The organism is Bifidobacterium pullorum subsp. saeculare (assembly GCF_016899725.1).
Classification (GTDB): Bacteria; Actinomycetota; Actinomycetes; order Actinomycetales; family Bifidobacteriaceae; genus Bifidobacterium; species Bifidobacterium pullorum_C.
Genome location: NZ_JACLYU010000022.1, coordinates 1 through 24,769, shown reverse-complemented (window position 1 = coordinate 24,769; position 24,769 = coordinate 1). Strand labels below are relative to the sequence as shown.

Annotated in this window: 17 protein-coding genes, 2 tRNA genes and 2 pseudogenes; 3 read left to right on the top strand and 18 right to left on the bottom strand. The window is 68.8% G+C overall.

The annotated features are described in order from the left end of the window. Positions 1-1,076: 1,076 nt before the first annotated feature. The 10 genes and pseudogenes from H7U32_RS08360 to H7U32_RS08315 all read right to left on the bottom strand — a co-directional run bounded on the left by H7U32_RS08360 (position 1,077) and on the right by H7U32_RS08315 (position 12,339). Positions 1,077-2,603 (bottom strand): amino acid permease, encoded by a 1,527-nt coding sequence (locus tag H7U32_RS08360; RefSeq protein WP_204469615.1) that lies wholly within the window; start codon positions 2,601-2,603, stop codon positions 1,077-1,079. Positions 2,604-2,644: 41 nt separating this feature from the next. Beyond that, positions 2,645-6,166, bottom strand: coding sequence for an FtsX-like permease family protein (locus tag H7U32_RS08355; protein WP_204469614.1), 3,522 nt, complete (start codon positions 6,164-6,166; stop codon positions 2,645-2,647). 7 nt (positions 6,167-6,173) lie between these two features. Then, on the bottom strand, positions 6,174-6,875 hold the full coding sequence (locus H7U32_RS08350) for an ABC transporter ATP-binding protein (protein WP_204469613.1): 702 nt from the start codon (positions 6,873-6,875) through the stop codon (positions 6,174-6,176). 137 nt (positions 6,876-7,012) lie between these two features. Continuing rightward, entirely contained in the window at positions 7,013-7,387 is a 375-nt protein-coding gene (locus tag H7U32_RS08345) for a fluoride efflux transporter FluC (RefSeq protein ID WP_204469612.1), read from the bottom strand. Continuing rightward, entirely contained in the window at positions 7,384-8,487 is a 1,104-nt protein-coding gene (locus H7U32_RS08340) for a fluoride efflux transporter FluC (RefSeq protein ID WP_239457634.1), read from the bottom strand. The genes H7U32_RS08345 and H7U32_RS08340 overlap by 4 nt, the downstream gene beginning before the upstream one ends. 14 nt (positions 8,488-8,501) lie before the next feature. After that, on the bottom strand, positions 8,502-9,788 hold the full coding sequence (locus H7U32_RS08335) for an adenylosuccinate synthase (RefSeq protein WP_204469611.1): 1,287 nt from the start codon (positions 9,786-9,788) through the stop codon (positions 8,502-8,504). 107 nt (positions 9,789-9,895) lie between these two features. Beyond that, entirely contained in the window at positions 9,896-10,978 is a 1,083-nt protein-coding gene (fbaA, locus tag H7U32_RS08330; protein WP_204469610.1) for a class II fructose-bisphosphate aldolase, read from the bottom strand. A gap of 115 nt (positions 10,979-11,093) precedes the next feature. Continuing rightward, positions 11,094-11,342: a winged helix-turn-helix domain-containing protein gene (locus H7U32_RS10870; RefSeq protein ID WP_323804617.1), complete on the bottom strand. Its 249-nt coding sequence runs from the start codon at positions 11,340-11,342 to the stop codon at positions 11,094-11,096. A gap of 123 nt (positions 11,343-11,465) precedes the next feature. Next, positions 11,466-12,041: pseudogene (locus tag H7U32_RS10865) on the bottom strand (potassium-transporting ATPase subunit KdpA); the annotation flags it as partial. Between the two features lie 127 nt (positions 12,042-12,168). Beyond that, on the bottom strand, positions 12,169-12,339 hold the full coding sequence (locus H7U32_RS08315; RefSeq protein WP_204469608.1) for a hypothetical protein: 171 nt from the start codon (positions 12,337-12,339) through the stop codon (positions 12,169-12,171). Between the two features lie 311 nt (positions 12,340-12,650). On the opposite strand from H7U32_RS08315, the gene H7U32_RS08310 reads away from it, so the two are divergent. Then, entirely contained in the window at positions 12,651-13,940 is a 1,290-nt protein-coding gene (locus H7U32_RS08310; RefSeq protein WP_323804614.1) for a polysaccharide deacetylase family protein, read from the top strand. A gap of 13 nt (positions 13,941-13,953) precedes the next feature. Here the strand turns inward: H7U32_RS08310 and H7U32_RS08305 are convergent, their stop codons facing one another. From H7U32_RS08305 to H7U32_RS08275, 7 genes are all read right to left on the bottom strand, one after another. After that, entirely contained in the window at positions 13,954-14,244 is a 291-nt protein-coding gene (locus H7U32_RS08305; RefSeq protein WP_306452361.1) for a type II toxin-antitoxin system RelE family toxin, read from the bottom strand. After that, entirely contained in the window at positions 14,210-14,449 is a 240-nt protein-coding gene (relB, locus tag H7U32_RS08300) for a type II toxin-antitoxin system RelB family antitoxin (protein ID WP_204469607.1), read from the bottom strand. Before relB ends, H7U32_RS08305 begins: the two co-directional genes overlap by 35 nt. A 450-nt stretch (positions 14,450-14,899) precedes the next feature. Next, positions 14,900-14,973 (bottom strand) — tRNA-Gly (locus H7U32_RS08295). 77 nt (positions 14,974-15,050) lie between these two features. Beyond that, the gene (gene htpX, locus H7U32_RS08290) at positions 15,051-15,992 is read right to left on the bottom strand and encodes a zinc metalloprotease HtpX (RefSeq protein ID WP_204469606.1); all 942 of its coding nucleotides are present in this window, start codon (positions 15,990-15,992) and stop codon (positions 15,051-15,053) included. Positions 15,993-16,107: 115 nt separating this feature from the next. After that, complete coding sequence (locus H7U32_RS08285; protein ID WP_204469605.1) at positions 16,108-17,562, bottom strand: FAD-dependent oxidoreductase; 1,455 nt, start codon at positions 17,560-17,562, stop codon at positions 16,108-16,110. A gap of 94 nt (positions 17,563-17,656) precedes the next feature. Beyond that, complete coding sequence (locus H7U32_RS08280) at positions 17,657-19,852, bottom strand: heavy metal translocating P-type ATPase (RefSeq protein ID WP_204469604.1); 2,196 nt, start codon at positions 19,850-19,852, stop codon at positions 17,657-17,659. Positions 19,853-20,177: 325 nt separating this feature from the next. Continuing rightward, on the bottom strand, positions 20,178-21,938 hold the full coding sequence (locus tag H7U32_RS08275) for a S1C family serine protease (RefSeq protein ID WP_204469603.1): 1,761 nt from the start codon (positions 21,936-21,938) through the stop codon (positions 20,178-20,180). Between the two features lie 231 nt (positions 21,939-22,169). Here H7U32_RS08275 and tgt point away from each other — a divergent pair. After that, a pseudogene (gene tgt, locus H7U32_RS08270) lies at positions 22,170-23,472 on the top strand (tRNA guanosine(34) transglycosylase Tgt); the annotation flags it as partial. A gap of 83 nt (positions 23,473-23,555) precedes the next feature. Further along, positions 23,556-23,641: transfer RNA gene (locus tag H7U32_RS08265), tRNA-Leu, on the top strand. Between the two features lie 178 nt (positions 23,642-23,819). On the opposite strand, the gene H7U32_RS08260 is transcribed toward H7U32_RS08265, so the two are convergent. Further along, complete coding sequence (locus H7U32_RS08260; protein ID WP_204469602.1) at positions 23,820-23,975, bottom strand: hypothetical protein; 156 nt, start codon at positions 23,973-23,975, stop codon at positions 23,820-23,822. Positions 23,976-24,769: the final 794 nt, after the last annotated feature.

The window sequence follows — 24,769 nt, the reverse complement described above, 5'->3', positions numbered from 1 at the left end:
CCCGCCCTGGCATCAAGCGTATACGACACACGCCGCCTCCCGGAATGCCGCGGATCGCGGGACACCCAGTTCGCCAGCCCCGCCTCGGACGGATGGCCCGGCACCGCGATCGTCCTCCTCAACGACACGCCATCCCGGAAATACAGATCGACCGCCCCGCGACGCTGCTCCTCGCCATACCTATCGGACTCCAATCCAGACGCCCACGCGTCCAACCTTTCGACCGCACCCCTCACGACCACGCCAGGCACAGCTGTGCATAGCGTGCCCCATACGCGGCGTCCCCGGATGCACAACTGTGCACTGGCTGGCCACGAGGAGCGTCCGGGAAGACACAGCTGTGCATAGCATGGTCATGGGAGGCCGCCCAAGGCCCCGTTCACGACCATCCCATGCACAGTCTGACAGTAATCAGTCCGCATATGCACAGGGCTGCCGGGATCCCTGCGGAATCAACGTTTCCGCCGCAGACGTACGGATCAAACCAGTCCGCACATGCACAGGGCCGACGGAGCGCTCAGGCCCGGCGTTCAGGTATCCGTGTCAGCTACACGCATCCGTCACCGACGGCACGTTCAATATCCTCCAGTCCGCGCACTCCGACCCAAGCGCCCGGGCATCTGCTCCTGTAACAGCGCTGTCAAGCACCGGCAACATGCCACACTGCCCACGACGAGCCAACCGCCAACATTCCCGGACGACACGCCGTTAGCTTTTGTTCATAGCTGGTACCTATAGTGCTTTTCAGACGCGATGCAGTGATGCGCGTGCACAGGCCCAGAGACGGGCAGAAGGGGGAAGAGACCATGAGCGGGCATGTATGCTCGGTGGCGGGGTGCGATAGAGAAGCGGAATTCTACGGCATGTGCGGCAAGCACTACACATCCGCACTCGTGCATGGCGCGTTTCACACACCAGGCGGGCACCGCCACACCACCGCCCCCACGCCGGTCGTCCGCGCCGTCCCCACGTTCTGACCGTCCTCATCATCTACACGGCGAACCGTACGCTTGCACGCGGTCAGAGTACGGTTCGCCGCATGAGGCGACGCCGCTAGAACGCTAGCTGCGCCGCCCCTAGAGCGCCCGCCGGCGTTCGGAGAGCAGGCACCAGCCACCGAACAGCGCCAGCCAGGCCAGGCCCACCACGCCGGACATGCGGGTGTCGTCGCCGAGGAACAGCGTCGCGTACACGAAGACGAAGAACACGATTGCGATGGTGTTGAGCCACCGCCACGCCGGCATCACGAAGCCGTCCGGCAGGAAGTCCGCGGAGCGGCGGTAGCGGCGATGCGCCAGCATCACCAGGATGTAGATGAACAGGAACACGGCGGAGCTGGCCGAGGAGAACACGACGAACGCGCTGGAGACCTGCGGGAAGGCGTTGACCACCGGCGAGAGCAGCACCAGCGCCGCGGAGACGATGATCGCGCGCGCCGGCACCTTGTGCGAGGAGACCACGGCCAGACGGCGCAGCGCCGGCGACTCGGACTCGCCGGCCAGCTGGTAGAGGTGGCGCCCGGCCGAGTACAGCAGCGAGTTGAGCGCGGAGCTGGCCGCCGTGATGACCACGAAGAACACGAGCGCGCTCGCCCAGTTGAGGCCGGCGTACTGGAACACCATGATGAACGGGGAGGCGAAGGTGCCGTCCGCGTTCGGCTTGAACGTGGTCCACGGCACGATGCACATGATGGCCACCAGCGCGCCCACGTAGAAGATGAGCACGCGCAGAATCGTCTCGTTGACGGCCCGGGGCAGCACCTGGCGCGGGTTCTTCGTCTCGGAGACCGTCACGCCGATGAACTCCATCATCTCGTAGGCGAAGAACACCATCTGGAAGCTCATCAGGAAGGCGAGCCAGCCGTTGGGCGCCAGCGAGAAGCCGTCGGTGATGTTGTCGAGCCCCGCGTGCCCGGCCGGGCTCACGCCGTCCACGCCTTGGATCTGCACGGCCGGGTAGTGGTAGCCGATCACCACCATCGCCACCGCCGTGACGATCAGCCCCACGATCAGCGTGATCTTGATCATCGAGAACCAGAACTCGACCTCGCCGAACAGCTTCACCGCGATGAGGTTCACCGAGGCGAGCACCACGAGGAAGCACAGCTCGATCAGCCATTTCCACCCGGACAGGTCGATGCCGAAGGTGTGGAAGAACGTGACGAAGTACTGCGAGACGGCGGTGATCTCCGTCATGCCGAGCAGCACCAGCGCGATCCAGTACGTCCACCCGGCGAACTTGCCCCAGGCGCGCCCCAGGTAGATGCGGATGAAGTTGATGAAGGTGTGCTGGCTCGGGTCGCGGTACATCATCTCGCCGATGGCGCGCAGCATGAAGAACATTACGACGCCGACGAGGATGTACACGAACACGATGCTCGGCCCGGTCAGCGCGATCGACTTGCCGGACCCGAGGAACAGGCCGGTGCCGATGGTGCCGCCGATCGCGATGAACTGCACATGCCGGTTGCTCAGGCCGCGTTCCATCGCGTTGTTCCGGTCGAGGTCCTCCGGGGAGGCCAGCCGCCCGGCGCCGGCCTCCCCGCCCGCCGCGCCGCGGCCTCCCGACTTCCCCTCGTTCCTTGCGTTGCTCTCGATGGTCATAAGGCACCACCTTAACGCGCCGGGGCCACCGGCCCCCGCCGCTATTCCACGCTTTTGAGCGAGACCGCCGGATCGATGCGGTCGAGCACCGGGTTCGTCAGCAGCGTGACCAGCAGCGCGAACACCATCGTGGCCGCCGCCGCGATGAGGTAGCTCCACCAGTGCACCTCCACCTCGAAGTAGATGCTCGGCATATTGAGCACGGAGGTGAGCAGTCCGCCGATCCAATGACCCAGCGGCAGCCCGACCACGACGCCCGCGCCGGTGAGGATGAGCATCTCCTTGTTCACGTAGGTGTGCACCTCGCGGTCGTAGAAGCCGAGCACCTTGAGCGTGGCCATCTCGCGCACGCGCTCGGACACGTTGGTGTTCGCGAGCGTGAACAGCACGACCAGCGCCAGCGAGCCGGCGAGCGCCACGATGAGCCCGACCACCGCGCCCATGAGCTCGAAGGTGAAGCTGGCCTGCAGGTCGTCGCAGCTGGTGGCATTCAGCACCGCCGGTGAGCGCCCGAGCCGCTCCACGTAGGCCATGCGTTCGTCGGCGTCGCCGCGCAGCTTGGCCATCACCGCGTTCGGGGTCATCTCCACGCCGTCGGCGACGCCGAAGATCCGCCGGTACGCCTCCTCGCCCAGGTACACGCCGGCGCCCACGAGGTTGCGGGTGACGGCGGTGACCTCGGCCTCGCCGTGCCGCATCTGGCCGTCGGTGAGGTTCACGGTGTCGCCGGCCTTGACACCGAGCGCCTTGGCGGCGGACTGCTCCACGATCACGTCGTCCGCCCCGAGGCTGAGCGGCCGGCGCGTGGTCGCGTCGGCGAGGCGCACCATGTCGCCCAGCGTGGCGGAATCCCCGGAATCCCCGGCACCCCCGCCCGTGGACACGATGGTGAGCTGCACGGTCGAGCTGCCGGCGTCGTTTTGCATCTCCCCGTTCTCGACGCGCAGGTCCAGCGTCTCGGTGGTCTGCCCGTCGCTGCGCACCTTGGCGCGCATCTGGTCGGCGCGGTCGTCGGCGGCAACCACCAGCATGTCGTACTGGTAGATGTCCTCGTACTGCTTGGGTCCGATGGTGTCCACCGAATCGTTGATGGCCAGGCCGCACACGATGAGCGCGGTGCATCCGGCCACACCGCCGACGGTCATGATGAGCCGCGACTTGAAGCGGAAGATGTTGCGCACAGTCACCTTGTTGAGGAAGCCCAGGCGCCGCCACAGCGGCTTGATGCGTTCCAGCAGCACGCGCGAGCCGGCCTTGGGCGCCTTGGGCCGCATGAGCGCGGCCGGCGTCTGCCGCAGCTCGCCGGCGCAGGCGACGGCGGTGGCGGCGAGCACGCCGACCACGAAGAGCAGGATGCCGCCGGTGCCGGTCAGCCAGTTGTATTCGAGGCGGATGTCCGGGATCACGTACATGTCCTTGAGCACGAGCAGCAGGAACGCGGGGATGCCCAGGAAGCCGACGAGCAGGCCCACCCCGCCGCCGATCAGGCAGGCGAGCAGCGCGAACAGCAGGTAGCGCCAGGCGATGGCGCCGCTGCCGTAGCCGAGCCCCACGTAGGTGCCGATGAGCCCGCGTTCCTCCTCCACCATGCGCGTCATCGTGGTCAGGCTCATGAGCACGGCGACGAGCAGGAACATCACCGGGAACGCCAGGCCGAGGGATTGGATGGAGCTCACGTCGGAGTCGAGGGCGCTGAAGCCGCCGATGCTGTCCCGCGTCTGCACATACCATTGCGCGGCGGCGATGTCGTCGATGGTCTGTTGCTGCTTGGCGAACTCCTTCGTGGCCTTCGTGCGCTGGTCGTCGAGCTGGCGCTGCGCGTCGTCGAGCTGGGCCTCGCCGTCCTTGAGCTGCGCCTCGCCGTCCTCGATCTGCTTGAGGCCGGCGTCCAGCTGCTGGCGGCCGGCCGTCAGCAGCGCGGCCTGCGATTCCAGCTGCGCGGCCTGCGATTCGACGGTGGCCGCGTTCTGTTCGAGGGCGGCGGACTGCCGGTTGAGCTCGTCCTGGCCGGCGGCCGCCTCCTGTTCCTTGGCCGTCAGCTGCGCGTTCTGCTCGTCGAGCTGCTGCTTGGTGGCCGTCAGCTGGTTGCGCTGCGCTTCCAGCTGCAGCCGCTGCGCCTGCATCCCGGAGACGAGCGTGTCCACCTGGGTGCGGATGCCCGCCAGCGCCGTGCCGGGGGGATTGTCCGGGTCGGCGGGGATGCCGATGCGGCCCAGCAGGTCCGCGATCTGCCGCCAGTCCGCCGGATCGACCTCGATGGAGGGGATGGCCTTAAGCAGCCGCTGCGCCTGCTCGGCCAGCGGCAGCATCTGGTCAATCTGCGCGATGCCTTGGTCGAGCTGCGCCAGGCCGGACGTGACCTGGGCGAGTCCGCCGTCGAGCTGCGAGCGCGCGTCGGCCAGCTGCCGGTTGCCCGCGTCGAGCTGCGCGCGGGCGTTGTCGATCTGCTTGCGGCCTTGGGCGATCTGCGTGCGCGCGTCGGCCAGCTGCGCGCGCCCCTGCGCCAGCTGCGTCTCGCCGTCGGCCAGCTGCGTGCGCTGCGCCTCCAGCTGCGCCTTGGAGTCCGCGAGCGTCTGCTTGTTGCGCTCGAGTTCGGCGCGCTGGTCGTCGAGCTGCCGCTGGCCGTCGGCGATCTGGCCGGTGGCCTTCTCCTTCGCTTCGTCCAGCGTGCGCTGCGCGGCGTTGACGATGGTCTGGCGGCGGGCCTTCTGCTGCGGCGTCTGCACGGTGTGCTCGATGCGGTCGGCGACCTCGTCCACGGCCGCGTCATAGTCGTCGCCGAAGGTGTCCAGGCCGGCGGCGCCTTCCACGCTCAGGCTGATCGCGGTGTAGACGTCGCCTTTCACGCCGGCGCTGGGCGCGAAGAACACGTAGTCGGCGGTGCCGGGCGAGCGGAAGGCGGCGGTGCTGTAGCCGTCCGGATTCGTCAGGTCCTTCGGATCGAGGACCCGGCCCACGATCGTCAGCTTGGTCGGGAACGTCGGCGCCGACTCCCCCGGCACCGACGCGGCCCCGGCGGCCGCGTCGTCGGTATCGGATTCGGGCGTGACGGTGAGGCGGTCGCCGATCGCCAGACCGGAGTCCTTGAGGAATTTCTCGGTGACGGCCACCTCGCCGGCCTTGCGCGGCAGGCGACCGTCCTGCACATACGGCAGGTCGAGGCCGTCGCGGCCCAGCTCGGTCATCGTCACGTTCTTCTCGGTGCCCTTGACGAGGGCCGTCACGGCCTGCGTGTGCTCCGGCTGCACGGTGGCGACGCCTTCGACGCGGCGCAGGGCCGTCACGTCGTCGTCGGTCAGGCCGTAGGTGGAGAGCACCTGGATGTCGTGCAGGCCCTGCGCGTCGTAGAAGCGGTCGGCGGCGAGGAACATGTCGCGGCAGCCGGCGTAGATGCCGGTGAGCACGGCCACGCCCAGCATCGAGATCACGGCGATGGAGAAGAAGCGCTTCCAGGCATGCGCCCACGACCGCACGGTGTCCTTCGCGAACGCGCCGCTCATCCCCCGGCCGCCGCCGGCGCGGGGCGGGGAGCCCCGGCGTTTCACAGCATGTTCCACGGACATCGCGCACCTACCATTCGATGTCGGCGATCGGCGTGGGGGCCGGGTTGACGTCCTCGCCCACCACCTTGCCCGAGCGGAAGCGGATGACCTTGTGCGCCATCGGGGCGATGGCGGAGTTGTGGGTGATGATCATCACCGTCATGCCCTCGTCGCGGCAGATGTCCTGCAGCAGCCGCAGCACCTCCTTGCCGGTTTCGTAGTCGAGGGCGCCGGTGGGCTCGTCGCACAGGAGCAGCTTGGGCTTCTTGGCGATGGCGCGCGCGATGGACACGCGCTGCTGCTCGCCGCCGGACAGCTGCGCGGGGAAGTTGTCGAGGCGGTCGCCCAGACCCACCTTGCGCAGCGTTTCGGCGGGGTCGAAGTGGTCGGCGCAGATCTGCGAGGCCAGCTCCACGTTCTCCAGCGCCGTCAGGTTGGGCACGAGGTTGTAGAACTGGAACACGAAGCCGATGTCGTTGCGCCGGTAGGCGACCAGCTCCTTCTTCTTCAAGCCCGTGATGTCGCGGCCGCCCACGACCACGCGGCCCGAGGTGGCGGTGTCCATGCCGCCCAGGATGTTCAGGGCCGTGGTCTTGCCGGCGCCGGACTGGCCCAGGATCACGGTGAGCTCGCCCTGCCCGGCGGTGAAGCTGGCCTCGTCCAGCGCGCGGATGGCGGACTGCCCCGACGCGTACTCCTTGACCACATGATCGAATTCGATGTATGCCATCCCGCACCGCCTTTGACCGCTGGACTCTTCAATTGTGTCTCTATACCGATTGTAGATAGCGCATCAGGCTGAGTGTTGTCCGACAGGCGTGTGGGCCCGGCCCGCGCCGGCGCGCCGGTCCGCGGGACCGCGCCGACTCACGCCCCGAGCGAGCCGACGGCCCAGCCGGCCGCGACGCACAGGACGGGCACGCAGACGGTCATCGCGAAGTACAGCGCGGCCATGCCGATCCGCTTGGCGCGTGCCAGCGAGACCATCTCGTTGATCGCGGTGGAGAAGGTGGAGAAGCCGCCGAGGAATCCGGTCACGAACAGCAGGTAGGTGCCGTGGTCCACGGTGCCGAGCGCGTATGCCGCCGCGGCCACGCCCGCGCAGAACGTGGCGATCACGTTGATCACGAAGGTGGCGAGCGGGAACGCGCGGTTCCACCACTGCTGCACGCTGGTGTTCACCACGAAGCGCATCGTCGCGCCCAGGCCGCCGCACAGGCAGACCACCAGGAACGTCATCATGCCCGCGCCTCCTGCCTGCCGGCGCCGGCGGCACCGGAGCCGCCGGTCGCGCCCGGCTCCGTCTCCCGGACCACGCCGGTGACCGGATCCGCGACCAGCGGGATCTCGTCGGTCACCGGCTCCGGTTCGATGGCCGGCAGCGCGGCGGCCGGACCAGCCGGACCAGCCGGTCCGGTCTGGCCGGCCTGGTCGGTGGGCGGCAGCGGCTGGCCGTAGTCCCCCTCGGGGACGGACCCGACGGGCACGTGGATGAAGCCGGAGCGGGGCGTCCCGTCGGCGCCGGCCCCGTGCGCCGCATGGGCGCCGCCCACGGCCTCGGCGACGACGCGGGCCTCGCGACGGGCGCCGAGCATCAGCGCGAGCTTGACGCCGAGCGCGGCCACGGCCAGGCCGCCGATGAAGCTGATCAGCGCGTAGCCGATGAATCCGCCGATCTGCCCGTCCTGGATGGCGGTGAGTTCCTCGATGACCATCGCGGACAGCGTGGAGAAGCCGCCGCACAGGCCCATGCCCACGCCGCGCGAGGTGAGCTGGCGCGCGCGCCGCCGGATCCACGACGCCTGCGACAGGTAGGCGGTGAGCCCGGCGAACAGGAAGCACGCGCACATATTCGCCAGGAAGGTGGCGGTGTGGAACGCGCTGAGGAAGCCGGTCGGCGCCGCCGGAGCGGGCAGCAGCAGCGTGAGCGCGTAGCGCAGGGCCGTGCCGAGGCAGCCGCCGATGAACACGACCAGGTACAGCGCCCAGTCGGCGAGCGGGTTGAACCGCGCCTGCACCCGCTTGGCGGGCGCGAGCGGGATCTCGGGCGGGTGGGCGGCCGCGGCCGCGCCGGTGGGGCGCGGCACCGTGTCCGCATACGATTGCGCGACGGCCGCGCTCATCTCCTGCGTCATCGCGGCCGGTTCCACGGCGGCCGGCTGGGCAGCCTGCGGCCCGGCCGGTGTCGCGGGCCCGGGCCGGGTCGTCACCCCGGTTCCGTCGGTCCTATCGGCCCCGTCGTCCCCGCCGCCTTCGGCGAGCGGGCTCACGATCATCTCCACGGGCGGCAAAGCCGGCACGTGGAGGCCGGCGGGCTCGGCGTCGGCGTCGTAGCGGTTCATGCGGAACCGTTCGTTCAGTCCACCAGCGAGTGGACGGAGATGATGTGGTCGCGCTGCGGGCCGGTGCCGATCGCGGAAATGCGGCAGCCGGACAGCTCCTCCAGACGCTTCACGTACGCCTGGCAGGTGGGCGGCAGCTCGTCGAAGCTGTGGCAGGAGGAGATGTCCTCGCTCCAGCCCGGCATCATCTCGTACACCGGCTTGACCGCGGCGAACACGGCCTGGTCGGTGGGCATGTCGTCGTAGCGGATGCCGTCGAGGTCGTAGGCCACGCACACCGGGATCTCCTTGAGGCCAGTGAGCACGTCGAGCTTGGTGAGCACGATGTCCGTCAGGCCGTTGATCTGCGTGGCGTAGCGGTTGATGACCGCGTCGAACCAGCCGCAGCGGCGCGGGCGGCCGGTGGTCACGCCGTACTCGTGGCCCTGCTGGCGCAGCCACTCGCCCTGCTCGTCGAACAGCTCGGTGGGGAACGGGCCCTCGCCCACGCGCGTCACATACGCCTTGGAGACGCCGATCACGCGGGTGATCTTGGTGGGGCCCACACCGGTGCCGGTGCAGGCGCCGCCGGCGGTCGGGTTGGAGGAGGTGACGAAGGGGTAGGTGCCGTGGTCGACGTCGAGCATCGTGGCCTGGCCGCCTTCGAAGAGCACGGTCTTGCCCTCGTTGAGCGCGGTGTTGAGCACCAGCGAGGTGTTGGCCACATACGGCTTGAGACGCTCGCCCAGCGCGAGCAGCTCGTCGGTGACGGCGTCCACATCCACGGCGCGGCGGTTGTACAGCTTGACGAGCATCTGGTTCTTCTGGTGCAGGCTCGCCTCGACCTTGTCGTGCAGGTGATTCGCGTTGAACAGGTCGTGCACGCGGATGCCCACGCGGTTGATCTTGTCCGCGTAGGCGGGGCCGATGCCGCGGCCGGTGGTGCCGATCTTGTGCTTGCCCAGGAAGCGCTCTGTCACCTTGTCGATGGTGCGGTGGTACGGCGCGATGATGTGCGCGGCCTCGGAGACGAGCAGGCGGGAGCAGTCCACGCCGCGCGCCTGCAGGCCGTCGATCTCCTCGAACAGGACCTGCGGGTCGACGACCACGCCGTTGCCGATGACCGGGGTCACGTTGGGGTTGATGATGCCGCTGGGCAGCAGGTGCAGCGCATAGGACTCGTCGCCGACGACGACGGTGTGGCCGGCGTTGTTGCCGCCGTTGAAGCGGGCGACGTAATCGACCTTGGTGCCGATCAAATCGGTCGCCTTGCCCTTGCCTTCGTCGCCCCACTGGGCCCCGACCAACACGATTCCGGGCATGGATGCACCTCCGCGCTTGTGCCATGATTTCGCCGGTGAACAGCCTATCGTGACCCCTCAACACGCCCCGCGCGCGCCCCGCGGGGGCGCGGCTGGGGCGGGGGCGATTACTTCAGCGCCTTGCCGGCGCTCCCAAGCTGCTGGCAGGCCTCGACCACGCGGGCGGCCATCGCCTTCTCGGCCTTCTTGCCCCAGGAGCGGGGGTCGTAGAACTTCTTCTCGCCCACCTCGCCGTCCACCTTGAGCACGGAGTCGTAATGCTTGAACATATGCCCGGCGATGGCGCGGGTGAACGCGTACTGGGTGTCCGTATCGATGTTCATCTTGACCACGCCGTGCGAAACGGCCTGGGCGATCTCCTCCGGCGTGGAGCCGGAGCCGCCGTGGAACACCAGCGCGAAGGGCTTGCCCTCCACCATGTCCGGCAGCGTGCAGGTGGAGACGCAGGACGCCTCCGTCAGCCGTCCGTCGCACAGCGCCTGCCACACCTCGGACTGGATCCGGCCGAGCAGGTCCGGGCGCAGCTTGACCACGCCGGGCTTATATGAGCCGTGCACGTTGCCGAAGGTGAATGCGGCCATGTACCGCCCGTGCTCGCCCAGGCCAAGCCGCTCGGCCACGCGCAGGCCGTCGGCGGGCGTGGAGTAGAGCCGCTCGTCGATCGCGGCCGAATGGCCGTCCTCCTCGCCGCCCACCGCGCCGATCTCGATCTCGAGCACGGTGTGCGCCCTGACCGATTTGTCGAGCAGCTCGGCGGCGATGTCGAGGTTCTCCTCCAGCGGCACGGTGGACCCGTCCCACATATGCGATTGGAACGTGGGTTCCTCGCCGCGCTTGACCTGTTCGATCTCGTGGTCGAGCAGCGGGCGCACCCACGAGTCGAGGTACTGCTTGGCGCAGTGGTCGGTGTGCAGCGCCACCGTGATGCCCGGGTAGCGCGCCGCCACCTCGTGCGCGAAGGCGGCGAAGGCCAGCGACCCGACCACGCGGTCGTTCACGGCCTGCCCGGAGAAGTACGCGGAGCCGCCCACCGACACCTGGATGATGCCGTCGGACTCCGCCTCGGCGAAGCCCTGCAGGGCGGCGTTGAGCGTCTGCGTGCTCGTCACGTTGATGGCCGGGTAGGCGTAGCCCCCTCGGCGCGCGGCGTCCAGCATCTCGGCATAGCGTTCCGGAGTAGCGATCGTCATGCCTCCATTATCGCGCGCCCCGCGCACACCCCGCCAGCCGATGTCCGTCAGCCACGCCGGCCACGCAAGCCCCGCCGACCTCGCAAGTCCCGCCGGCCCCGCCGGGCCGCCTGCCTCACTGCCCCTCGGGCAGGTCGAGGCGGTAGCCCATGCCGGTCTCCGTCTTGAGATACTTCGGATGCGAGGGGTCGGCCTCGATCTTCTTGCGCAGCTGCGAGATGTACAGGCGCAGATACCCGGAGTCGTTGATGTGCTCGGAGCCCCAGATCTCCGTGAGCAGGTCCTGGCGTGTGACGAGCTTGCCGGCGTTGCGCACCAGGATCTCGAGCACCTTCCACTCGGTGGGGGTGAGCTTGACGCGCACCTGCCGCCCGCGGAACTTGCGGAACACCGCGTGGGCCGTCAGGTCCACAGTCACGTCGCCGAGCGTGACCTGCGGCGTCTCGGCCTCCTGCGGGATGCGCCGCGCCAGGGCCCGGATGCGGGCGAGCAGCTCGTCGATGGAGACGGGTTTGGTCACGTAGTCGTCGGCGCCGGCGTCGAGCACGGCCACCTTCTCGCGGGCGTCGGTGCGCCCGGAGACGACGAGGATCGGCGCGTCGGTCCAGCCGCGCACGAGGGCGATGGCCACGGCGATGCCGACGGCCGCGGAGACGAAGTTCTGCACGCACAGGCCGGCCAGCTGGACCGTGTAGCCCAGGGTGACGTCAGGCGAGTAGGACTGTCAGTTCGTGTTGGTCACGAAGGAGGCGGCCGTGTTGAAGGCCAGCGCCGGGGAGACGTTCTTCATGCCCAGCGAGTACGGCAGCCACTGCTGCACGCGCTGGAGCAGGTAGAGCACCAGGACGCTCAGCAGCGAGAAGGCCAGGATGCCGCGCAGGTAGGCCTTCCAGGTCTGCTCCTTCTTGGAGTCCACGCCGATGATCTTGTAGATCCACTTCTCGAAGAAGAGGTCCTTGTCGGACGTGAACACGTTGTACATGTAATCGCCCAGCGGCTTGTAGATGGCCGCCAGGATGGCCGCGACCAGCGCGAAGGCCAGGATGGCATAGATGTAAACCATGTTTCGAAAAACCCCTTATGAACCTTGCTGTTCGCTCAGAACTTCTCGGGACGGCACAGGGAATAGAGCATGTAGGCGAGCCCGGCGATGCCCAGGACCACGCCGATCACGGTGAAGACGGTCATCATCACAGCTTGTCCACCGCCTTGCCCAACAGATCGACGAGGATGAAAAACACAATGGTGCCAACCACGTAGGCCACATCCAGCATTTTTTCTCTCCATTCATTCCAAAGCCCGGGCCGATGACCACCGCTTCGTTCGAGCGGGCGACCACCCGCCCGGGCATATTGCAACATGCGAGTCTAGGAGCGTTCGAGGGGCCGTTGGGCGAAACTAACGGAACACATATGGGCCGCATCGGTTCCCTAACGCTTCCCTAACGTCCGGCGGCGTTGCGCCCACGGTGCGGCGACTCCCCCCACGGTGCGGCGACTCCCCCCACGGTGCGGTGGTCGTCCCACGGTGCGGTGGAAGCCCCACGGTGCGGTGCCGCGAATCGTTGGAATTCCGGGCCACCGCATCGTGGGACCTCCGCATCGTGGGGAAACCACCGCATGGTGGGCGGCGGAACCTTCCCCATGCGGCCCCGAGCCCGTACAATGGCGGCGTGAGCAACGAAGACGACGCGGTGGAGGAGCTCTTTTTCGGCACCAGCGCGACCGGGGCCACCGACCCGGGCAACCGGCGGCGCAGGCGGCGCCGCGGCATCATCGCGGCCATCGTCGCCGTAGCCATCGTGCTGGCGGCGGCCGCCGGCACCGGCGGCTGGCTGCTGTGGGACCTCCGGCTCAGGCCGGTGCCGGTCTCGTTCAACGGCACCGTCGTGGACGTGCGCGTCGGGGACACGCTGGCCGGCGCCCTCGCCGACCACGGCGACTTCGGCGCGAAGCCGGGCCGGCTCCTCTCCATCGCCGGCAAACCCATCGCCGGGCACCGCGGCGGGCCCGTCCGGGCCGAGGTCGACGGACGCACCGTCACGCTGGCCGACCTCAAGGCCACGCGTCCGGCCGAGGGGATGCGGGTGACGCTGCGCGACGGCGAGGACCGTACCGAGGCGCACGAGGAACGCGTCGTGGCCATCGCGCATCGGGACGATCCGGCGGACGTGGCCGACGGCGGCATCGTGCAGCTGCACATCCCCGGCAAGGACGGCTCCAAGAAGGTCTGGGTCGGCAAGGTGAGCGGCGCCACGGTGGACAAGGCCGTCCTCGAGCAGCCGCAGGACGGGCGCACCACGGCGTTCACGCCGAGCCCGCCGGCCGGGCGCAAGGTCATCGCGCTCACCTTCGACGACGGCCCCAGCCAGTACACCCCCAGGATGCTGGACATCCTCAAGGAGAAGGGGGCCAAGGCCACGTTCTTCAACCTGGGCGGCCAGGCGGCGCAAATGCCCGGCGTGGTGGCGCGCATGGTCAAGGAGGGCCACCAGGTGGCCAGCCATTCGGACACCCACCCGAACATGCCCACGATGGAGACCAAGGCCCTGCGCGCGGAGCTGACCGCGGGCTTCGACCATCTGGCGCAGGCGGGATCGGATTCGCGCATGTTCCGCGCCCCCTACGGCGCGTTCACGAACGCCGACTGGGACCGCGCCGGCGACCTCATCTCCACGAACGTGCTGTGGAGCATCGACACGCTCGATTGGAAACGCCCCGGCGCGCAGGCCATCCACGACGCGGTGGTGCAGCATGCGTACAGCGGCGCGGTGGTGCTCATGCACACCGGCGGCGGCGACCGGTCGCAGGACGTCGAGGCGCTGCCCGGGATCATCGACGATTTGCGCGCGCAGGGGTACGAATTCGTGACCGTCGGCGAGCTCATGGCGATGGACCAGCAACACCGCTTCCCCGACTGGGCCTGCGACGGCCAGCTGCCGCCCGATGGCGCGGCCGGGTGAGGGCGCTGATTCGTTACCTTGCGTACGTGTAGACCTTGCTGCGGTGGCCTACGTCAACGACAAGGATGGCGAGAACATCGCGCTCGATGTCGCACACGATGCGGTAGTCGCCGACCCTATAGCGCCACAAACCTGCGAGGTTGCCGGTCAACGCCTTCCCGCTGGAGCGTGGGTCATCGAGCGCCGCGACCTCACGCAGCTTCGCCGTGATGCGCTTCGCCGTCTGCTTGTCGAGCTTGGCAAGCGCCTTCACCGCACGGTCGGAAAGCTCAATCCCCCAAGCCAAGGCGCTGTTCCGCTTCATCGAGGCTGTATGTCTTCAGCCGTCCAGCCCGATAATCCTCCACGTCCTTGAGGATGCCGTATTCGTATTCGAGGCGGTCGATTTCCGAGGCGAGCGCCTCATTCACGTAGTAGGAGCGGGTACGTCCGGTCTCTTTGGCCAACCTGTCGTACCTCAGCCTGATGTCATCCGGAACCCGAACCGGCATCGTCACCGCAGTGCTCATGACACCCTCCCCGGCAGTCCATGTAACGCATCCAATGTAACACACTGAATGCGCGAGAGCGACAGCCCGTTTCAGGCCCGCTGCCGGCTCCCAGCGGGTGAATCATCTGCCCATGGGGAGAAAGAATGGACACTGACCGGCCACTAGCGGGCGAACCGTACGCTGGCGGCGTGCAAGCGTACGGTTTGTCGCATCGGGACCATGGCCTTGAAGAAAACCGTACGCTGACGACGTGCAAGCGTACGGTTCGCCGCATGAGGTCCGCGCGAGTGCGACAAACCGTACCCCCACGTGACAAACCGTACGCCAAGCGAACGCAGGCGGACTGTGCGGGGAGTCTGAACGAACCGTGCGAGGGTTCCGGGCTTGTGCGGTACCTTTGGCGGTACCTTTTGCGGCTGAACAGGCCGCTGGAACGCTTGGAATCGTTGGAATATCAAGGATATCGAGTGGAGCGGATGACGGGAGTCGAACCCGCCTCTAAAGCTTGGGAAGCTTTCGTTCTACCGATGAACTACATCCGCAGGTGCGCGTCGCGCGCGCACGGATATGAGCTTAGCACATGCCCGGTGCCAGGACGCGCACGCCGGCCAGCCGCCGGCTAATAGCGGATCTGGGCCGGACCGGAGGCCGGGCCGCCGTACACCTCCTGCGCGCGCATCTGCCGGGCCATCGCCATCAAGCGATCGATCCGGTCCTCGGTGGGCGGGTGCGTGGAGAACAGCTTGGAGAAGCCGACGGCGGAGAACGGGTTGGCGATCATCATCGCGGACACCGACTGCGTGCCGGCCGTCTTGGGCATGCGGTTGACCTGGGCGCCGTAGGTGATCTTGTTGAGGGCGGAGGCGAGCGCCTCGGGATCGCCGGTGAGCCGGCTGCCGTCCTCGTCGGCGTCGTATTCGCGCGTGCGGGAGATGGCCATCTGGATGAGGGAGGCGCCGATCGGCGCGAGGATGGCGCTCAGCAGCACGCCGACGAGCCCCAGGCCGCCGGAGTCGTTCTCGCGGTCGCGCCCGCCGCCGAAGTACATGAGCGAGTAGCCCAGGTAGGTGATGACGGTGGCCATCGCGGAGGCGATGGCGGAGGTGAGGATGTCGCGGTTGTACACGTGCATGAGCTCGTGGCCGAGCACGCCGCGGATCTCCCGCTCGTTGAGGATGCGCAGGATGCCCTGCGTGCAGCACACGGCCGCATGGCGTTCGTTGCGGCCGGTGGCGAAGGCGTTGGGGCTTTCCGTGGGGGCCACGTAGATGCGGGGCATCGGCTTGCCGGCGCGCGCGGACAGCTCGCGCACGATGCGGTACAGCGTGGGCGCCTCCGCCTCGGAGACCTCCCGGGCGTGCATCGAGGCGATGGCGAGTTTGTCGGAGAACCAGTAGGAGCCGAAGGTGGTGGCCAGGCCGATCACGATGTAGATGCCCAGCGTGCCACGCGAGCCGCCGGTGGCCCACCAGATGAGCATGATGATGCCCCACATCAACGCGAACAACAGCGTTGTCTTCAGGCCGTTGAAGTGGCCGTGCACCTTCATCTCGCCGTTCATAGCGCCCAGCCTAAAAACGGGGGCTGTGTGTTGGCTGAAAGCCAGCTGCGGGCGGCCGCATTCCCTTGGGAACGCGGCCGCCCGCAGCCGCGGACAGTCCGGCTGACGCGTTGCCTCAGGAAGCGCGGCCGGCCGCGAGCGCGCGCATCTGGTCGGGGTCGATGACCTTCTTGTGCTCGCGGCCTTCCTTGGCGCCCTCGGCGCGCTCGTAGGCGTCGACGCGCTTCCAGCCGGCGAAGTCGATCGGGGTCACGCCGCGGGAGGCGAGCAGACGGTCGATGGACTCCGGGTCGCGGTCGGGGGCCAGCTGGCCGCCCTCGGCGGCCTTGGCCAGGTCCTCGAGCATGTTGGTCACGATGGCCAGTGCGTCCGACTTGGTGGAGCCGATGAGGCCGACCGGGCCGCGCTTGGCCCAGCCGGTGGCGTACAGGCGCGGGCGGACCTCGCCGCCCGCGGCCTCGGTGGTGATGCGGCCGTCGCCGTTCGCGTTGGCCAGGTGCGCGCCCTTGGCGTCGTAGGCGATGCCGGGCGCCTCGGCCGGCTGGTAGCCGATGGCGTGGTAGACGGCCTCGACCGGGTAGTCGGTGAATTCGCCGGTGCGGTGCATGACGCCGTCGGCGCCGGTTTCGGTGCGTTCGACGCGGATGGCGGTCACCTTGCCGTCGGCGCCCAGCACCTCGGTGGGCGCCGAATTGAAGTGCACGTAGTACTTGCGGTCGGCCGGGTTGCCTTCGAAGTCGACGTCGCCGTCGTCCTCCATGTCCTCGGCCATCTCGCGGATGGCGAACAGCTCCTCGACCATCTGGCGGGTGAGCTTGTCCTTGCCAGCCTCCTCGATGGTGTCGTCGTCGAGCTCGAAGTCGTCCTCGTTGATGATGAGCTGCACGCCGGGCAGCTTCTCCATCTCGCGCAGCTCCTGCACGCTGAACTTGGCCTGGGCCACGCCGCGGCGGATGAACAGGTGCAGCTCGCGCGCCTGGTTGGCCTTGATGCCCTCGTACACGTTGTCCGGGATGTCGGTCTTGGCCTTGAGGTCGTCGGCGTTGCGCATGAGCTCGCGGGCCACGTCCATGGCCACGTTGCCGCCGCCGATCACGGCCACGCGCTTGGCCGTCAGCGGCCAGGTGCGCGCGCCGGTGGGGTAGCCGTCGTACCATTCAACGAACTTGGCAGCGCCGTACACGCCGTCGAGGTCGGCGCCGGGCAGGTTCAGCGGCTTGTCCTTGACGGCGCCGGTGGCGAAGAGCACCGCGTCGTAGCGCTCAAGCAGATCGTCGAGCGTCACGTCCTTGCCGAACTCCACGTCGCAGTACAGGTGGATGTCGGGGTTGTCGAGCGTCTTCTCCAGCGCGTCGGCGATGAACTTGATGGACGGGTGGTCGGGGGCCACGCCGTAGCGGACCAGGCCGAAGGGCACGGGCAGCTTCTCGAACAGGTCGATGCGGGCCTTTGCGCCCACGCCCAGTTCCTCGCCCAGCTTCTTCAGCTGACGCAGGAAAATATCTGACGAGTACACGCCGGCCGGGCCGGCGCCAATCACAGCAATACGAAGTTCTTGAATATCAGTCACAGCCCCTCACCCTACCGCAACCCGCCCCGCGGCGGTAGGGGTCCCGGGGCCCGGGGCGGGACCTGGGGCGGCGCACCGCCGGCCCAGGTCCGTGTCAGTCGCGGTCGAACAGCGCGGTCAGGGCCCACAGAATCGACACGACGTCGATGGCCTCCTGCAGGAACGCGCCCGCCACGGTGGGGATGAGGTTGAACGCGGCGCACACCATCGCCACGATCGACAGGCCCAGGCCCACGCACACGGCCTGGAGCATCACGCGCTTGGTGCGGCGGGCGATGCCGATGGCGCGCGGCACGGCGCCGATGTCGTCGTTCATGATGACCACCTGCGCCGATTCGGACGCGGCGGTGGAGGTGCCGTCGGTGATGGCCATGCCGATGTCGGCGGCGGCGAGCACCGGGGCGTCGTTGACGCCGTCGCCCACCATCATCGTGATCGGGCGGGAAAGGGATTCGCCGGCGAGCTTCTGCACGATCTTGTCCCACCACGGCTGGCGCGGCGCCTGCTCCACGGTCGCGTTCCTGACGGCGGTGAGCTTGTCCTCGGGGAACAGCTCGGCGCGCACGTCGTCGATGCCGACCTCGCCGGCGATGACCTGCGCCGAGGCGGCCTTGTCGCCGGTGAGCATGGACAGATGCCCGACGCCCAGCTCGCGCAGCCGGGCGAGCGTCGCCTTGGCGTTGGCACGAGGAACGTCCTTCAGCACGATGCGCGCGGCCAGACGTCCGTCGATGGACACGAAGGTGGACATCTCGTCGGCGGCGAGCGCGTGCGGGAACACGTCGGCGGCGGCGCGGCCGGCCATCGCGGCCTCGCCTTCGGTGACGTAGGCGAAGCGGCCGACGCGCACCCGGTGCCCGTTGACCTCGGCGGCGACGCCGTTGCCGGAGTCCTCGGTCACGCCGCGCACCACGGGTCGGTCCGTGCCGTGGCCGGGCTGGTCGGCCTCGGGACACAGCCGCTGGCCGGCCGCGTACTTGGCGTTGAGCCGGTCGAGCGCCTCGGCGCCGGCTTTCGCGATGCCTTGCGCGAGGATGTGCACGGAGTAGGTCTCCACCACGCCGGCCATCGTGAGGATGTGGTCGTCGTCATACGTCTCGCCGTCCACCCGCTCCAGACGCACGACCTGCGGCTTCTTGACGGTGAGCGTGCCGGTCTTGTCGAAGAACACGTGGCTGACGCGGCCCAGGTATTCGAGCACTTCCTGCGTCTTGATGAGGATGCCGGAGCGGGCCAGGCGGCCGGTGCCGGCGATGTAGGCGACGGGCGCGGCGATGAGCAGCGGGCAGGGCGTGGCGATGACGAGCACCTGGGCGAAGCGCACCGGGTCGCCGGAGATAATCCACGCGCAGCCGGCGATGAGGAAGGAGACGACGGTGAACGGCACGGCCAGCAGGTCGGCGGTGCGCACCACGGTGGCGCGCGAGTTCTGCGCGGAGGAGACGAGCTCGAGGATGCGCTGGTACTGCGAGTCGCGGGCCAGCTCGGTGGCGCGCATGGTCAGCGTGGTCGAGCCGTTGATCGCGCCGGACATGACGCGCGCCCCGGCGTATACCTCGCGCGGCAGGGGCTCGCCGTTGATGTTGGACAGGTCGAGCGTGGCGGAGACGGACAGCAGCTCGCCATCCACCGGCACAGTCTCGCCGGGCAGCACGACGAGCACGTCGCCCAGTTTCACCTGGCCGACCGGCACGGTCTCGAAGTGGAGGTCGCCCTCGCCAGCGGCGCGGCCGGCCTGGGCACCAGTGCCAGCGCCCGTGCCGTCGCCAGTCCCGGAGGCTGCGACGGGGCGGAAGTCGCCCCCGTCGCCGGCGGACCGGGCGGAACCGCCGGCGCGGGCGGCGTCCGCGCCCACGCCCGGCAGCCGCGTGACGTGCGCGGTGACCGGGGCGGCCTTCATCAGCTCGGTCAGGCTGCTCTTCGCCTTCGCCTGCGCGTACTCCTCGATGGCCTCGCCGGAGAAGATCATGAGCACGATGGCCCAGCTGGCCCAGTATTCCTGCACGGCCAGCGTGGAGAGGATTGCGACGACGGCGAGGATGTCCACGCCGACGTGGCCGTGGCGGATGTCGTCGACCATGCCGCGCAGCGTGTCGATGACGGTGTAGGCGACCAGCAGGATCACGATCCACTGGCCCAGCGAGGGGTTGAACTGCCACGGAGTCTCGCCCCACGGCCGGTACGACCCCAGCAGGGCGAACGGGATGACGGCGAGCACGGTCACGGGCAGCGGCGGGACGAGCTTGCAGACCTCCCACGCCTTCTTGAAGAATGTCACGATGGCACCCATCGGAACTCCTTACGTCGTATACGGAACCGGACGCGGACGGCCAGGGGCCGCGGACGCGCCGGACTGCATTCACGCCTTGTTAGCCCATCGGCGGCATTGCCACGGCGCCCGGGCGGGCGGCCGTCGGGAGGCGATGCTGGTACTCCGACACACGGCGTAAAGATGATCGGTATTCAGTTATGACGTGCGCCAGCCTAGCAGCGGGCGGGGAGGCATGCAAATCGTCCGCCCCCGCAGACGCGAAGGGGGAGCCCTCGAGGGCTCCCCCCTGTCCGGGCGGCGCGCCTTTACGCGCGCGCCGCCCCGGGCCGGCCTACGCGGCCGGTCACCACAGGCCGAACGGGTCGAACAGGCCGCCGCCGTCGTAGCCGTTGCCGCCCTGGCCATCGTAGCCATTGCCGCCCTGGCCGTTCTGGCCGCTGCTGCCGCCGCCCTGCTGCTCGCGCCGGGTGGTGCCGTTGACGTCGGCCTCGGCCTGGTCGAGGGTCACGTCGACGTCCATCGTCTTGCCGTCGCGCACGATCGTGAGCTTGACGGTCTGGCCCATCGCCGTGGCGCGCACGAAGCCGAGCAGCGACTGCATGCTGTTCACCGCGTTGCCGTTGTAGGCGACGATGACGTCGTTGACCTTCAGGCCGGCCTTGTCCGCCGGGGAACCGGAGACCACGGCCGAGCCGCCGGTGGACGGGGTGACCACCTGCGCGCCGGCGCGGGCCACGCCGTCGGCCTCCACGGCCGCGGTCTTGATGGTCACGCCGAGGGCCACATGCTGGACCTTGCCGTCCTTGACGATCTCGTCGGCGACGCGCTTGACCAGGTTCGAGGGAATCGCGAAGCCGATGCCGATGGAGCCGGCGGAGGAAGACGAGCCGGAGGCGGTGGCGATCGAGGAGTTGATGCCGATGACCTGGCCGGCCGCGTTGAAGGACGGGCCGCCCGAGTTGCCGGGGTTGACGGCCGCGTCGATCTGCACCGCGTTGGTGACGATCTGCTCGCCGGAATCCTCGTCCATCACGCTCACCGGGCGGTTGAGCGCGGAGACGATGCCGGCGGTGACGGTGTCGTCGTAGCCGAGCGGGTTGCCGACGGCCATGATCGGCTCGCCCACCGCGAGCTTGTCGGAGTCGGCGAACTCGACCGCCTTCAGACCGCTGGGCGGGTTGTCCAGGCGGATGACCGCCAGGTCGGTGGTGGTGTCGGTGCCGACCACCTGGGCGGAGTACATCTGGCCGTTGCTCAGCGTCACCTGGATCTGCTGGGCGCCGTCGATGACGTGGTTGTTGGTGACGATGGTGCCTTTGCCGCCGTCGATGATGGCGCCGGAGCCCTTCGCCGAGCCGTTCTGCACCACGGTGGTGATGGAGACGACCGAGTCGGAGACGTCGGCCGCAACCGTCTGCCAGTCGGGGGCCTCGCCGGTTTTGGCGGTGGCCGAGCCGGAGCCGGACTTGTTCGACTGCACGTTGGTCAACGAGTTGCCGCCGGGGATCGTCACCCAGCCGTTGGTCAGGGCCGCGAAGCCGACGCTGAGGCTCAGCGCGACGGCGACGACGGCCGCGACGATGGCGACGACGACCATCTTGACGGTCTGGCCCATCGGTTTGCGGGCGGCCGCGGAGGCCGGGCCGTTCTGGCCGCCGGGGTTCTGCGGGCCGAAGGGGTTGCCCGGGGCGGCCGGCCCCTGGGGCGGGAACTGCGGGCCGCCAGGGTTCTGCGGACCGCGGCCGGCGAAGGGGTTGCCCGGGGAGAACGGGCCGTTCTGCGGCCCGTTCTGCGGACCCGGGGCGTAGCCGGGGCCGTACGCGCCGTATTCGGGGGCCGGACGGTACGGCGAACCTTGCGCGTACACCGGGTCGTCGGCGGTGCGGGCCGTGTCGGCGGCGGACAGATCCGGGGTCTGCTCCGCGGGGGCGGAGGAGACGACGGTCTGCTCGCCCTTCGCGGCGGCGTAGTCGGGGGTGTCGTCGGCCGGGGTCTGCCCGGCGGGGGCCACGGCGTTGGTCTCGGGGGCCGCGGCGGGCTCGCCCTGCGGCTGCCCGTCCGCAGCGCCGTCCTCCGGACGCCATGTGGTGTTGTTCTCAGCCATGATGCTCCTTCTCGCGCCGGCCGGGGCGGTGCATGGCGCACGCGCCGGCGGCCGGCTCTGGTTCTGGGATACCTGATGTCGCTGATTCTGAAGTTAAGGCCGTGCCTCTGTATGTTTCCTGAACATTATCCGAAAGACGAAACACAATCCGCTGCCAAAGGCCGGAGGAGGCGGCGCGGCTACGGCGGGACCGGGCGTCCGCATACAGTGGAGCCCATGACCGACCCCACCATGACCTCCCTTCTGGACCATCCCATCGGCGCCGCGGCGGGCCAGCCCGGCGACCGCGCGGCGTTCTCGTTCGAGACCGTCACCCGGCTGCCGGACTCGGCGCACGGCCTGGGCCGCGGCGGCGCGCGCTACGGGCGCACCGGCGTGATCCACACCCCCCACGGCGACATCAGGACCCCCGCCTTCGTGCCGGTGGCCACGCAGGCGGCGATGAAGGCCGTCCTGCCGGAGACGATGCGGCAGGCCGGCGCCCAGTGCCTGCTGTCTAACGCCTACCATCTGTTCGAGCGGCCCGGCGCGGCTGTGCTCGACGCGGCCGGCGGCCTGGGCCGGTTCATGAACTGGGACGGGCCCACGTTCACCGACTCCGGCGGATTCCAGGTGCTGTCGCTGGGATCGGGCTTCAAGAAGACGCTGGCGATGGACGTGACCGGCATGAAATCCGACGACGTGATCGCCCAGGGCAAGGAGCGGCTCGCATTCGTGGACGAGGACGGCGTGACGTTCAAGTCGCCGCTCAACGGCGACCGGCACCGCTTCTCCGCGGAGATCTCGATGGGGATCCAGCACCAGATCGGCGCGGACATCATGTTCGCGTTCGACGAACTCACCACGCTGATGAACACGCGGCGCTACCAGGAGGAGTCGGTGGAGCGCACCTTCCGCTGGGCCAAGCGCTGCGTGGCCGAGCACGAACGGCTCACCGCCGAGCGCACGGGCAAGCCGTACCAGGCGCTGTACGGCGTGGTGCAGGGCGCGAACTACGAGGACCTACGCCGGCGGGCGGCCGGGCAGATCGCCTCGCTCGACTTCGACGGCGTGGGCATCGGCGGCGCGCTGGAGAAGCGCATCATCGGCAACATCTGCGCGTGGATCTGCGACGAGATGCCCGAGGAGCGGCCGCGGCATGTGCTCGGCATCGCCTCCGTGGACGACATCTTCGCCTGCGTGGAGAACGGCGGCGACACCTTCGACTGCGTGGCGCCGGCGCGCTGCGGGCGCAACGGTGCGATCTTCACCCGCCACGGGCGGTACAACGTCAAGCGGGCCGAGTTCAAAACCGACTTCGGGCCGCTGGAGGAGGGCTGCGACTGCTACACCTGCCGGCACTACTCGCGCGCGTACGTGGACCACCTGCTGCGGGCGCGCGAGTTCAACGGCTTCACGCTGGCCACCATCCACAACGAGCGCTTCTTCATCAAGCTGCTCGACGATATCCGCGCCTCGATCGACGGCGGATACTTCGACGAATTCCGCGACGAGACGATGGCCCACTTCTACGGGCGGTGAGCGGCGGAGCGGGCGCTGGACGCTAAGCGCGACACGCCGATGGCGGGCGTCGATGTTGCCCCTTGCGACATGCGGTGGTAAGTTATCCCATTGTCTGCGAGTGTGGCGGAATGGTAGACGCGCTGTCTTCAGGTGGCAGTGAGTGTATGCTCGTGGGGGTTCAAGTCCCCCCACTCGCACCAGCGAAAAGGGCTGGAACCCAAGGGTTCCGGCCCTTTTGCTTTGCCTTGAGAGCCTCGCATGATAACAAATTGATCATAATACGTTGGGCGAAGCGCACCCGCGCCGAAAATGACGGCTAGCGACTCAGAGTGCGGAAAGGCCTGCCCGGGCGCGGCGCCTGGGCAGGCCGAGGAACCATCAGCTACGGCTATGATCCCGCATCGCGTACGCGCCTATGACGAGCACGAGAACGTCAGCCACGATCGTGTCGATCCTGGCTGCGAGGCTGACGACGATGACCGCCATCAACCAGACCATGAGGCTGCCGCGCGGCCCCTCATCCTTGTTGAGCATGCCTGCTCCTTGGTAGTAAGCCGCGCCGCGACTGGCGCGGCAGCGTCGTCCGACTGTTGTCGGACGGTCGAATCCGCCCCTGCTAAAAGGCCTCACGAGGTGCCTCATTTGAAAGTGAGTGCGGAACCGGGAGTGGTGCCTTGCGTGGGGTGGGCGCGGAATCCTGGTCGGTGTCGGCTGGGGTTTCGTTGTTGTCTTCCGGTCGGGTGCCCGCGATGCGTGCGGGTGTCCTGTTCGAGTATGGCGTGTCGGGGCCGAGTTTCCTCTCGAGGCGGTGTGTGCGGGGTGCGGCCATGGTCTCGGGCTGGTCCTGGATGGCGTGGGTGCGGCGGACGGGCTCGGCCGGGTTCGTCTCGGCGGTCAGGCGTTCGGTGCGTTCGCGTCGTTCGGCCGGGATGTATCCGGGTCCGCCGGCGGCCCGGTCCTGTCCGTCGGACCTTGCGGGCCGCCGCCATGGGGTCATGGGCCGGTCGTGGACGCGTCTGGGGCGTCCGTCGCGGGTGCCGGGGCGTCCCACGGGTCTCTTGGACGGGGTGAACGGGTTGGCCTTGACGCTCACGGGCCGCCACGGCTCGTTCGACAGGTCGGGTTCGGCGAGTTCGCGCCGGCGGTCGGAACGCGTGCTCGCGCACGACGTGGTTGTCGCGGGACCCGACGGCGGCCTGGTCGTTCTTCCTGTGGGGACGGCCGCGGGTCCGCTGGGTGTCGGGCCGCCGGAGGCGGCCGATGGAGTCCGCGTTGACGGACTCGCCGCCGTTGTCGTTGTCGTGGGAGCGGATCGGGAACGGGATCCT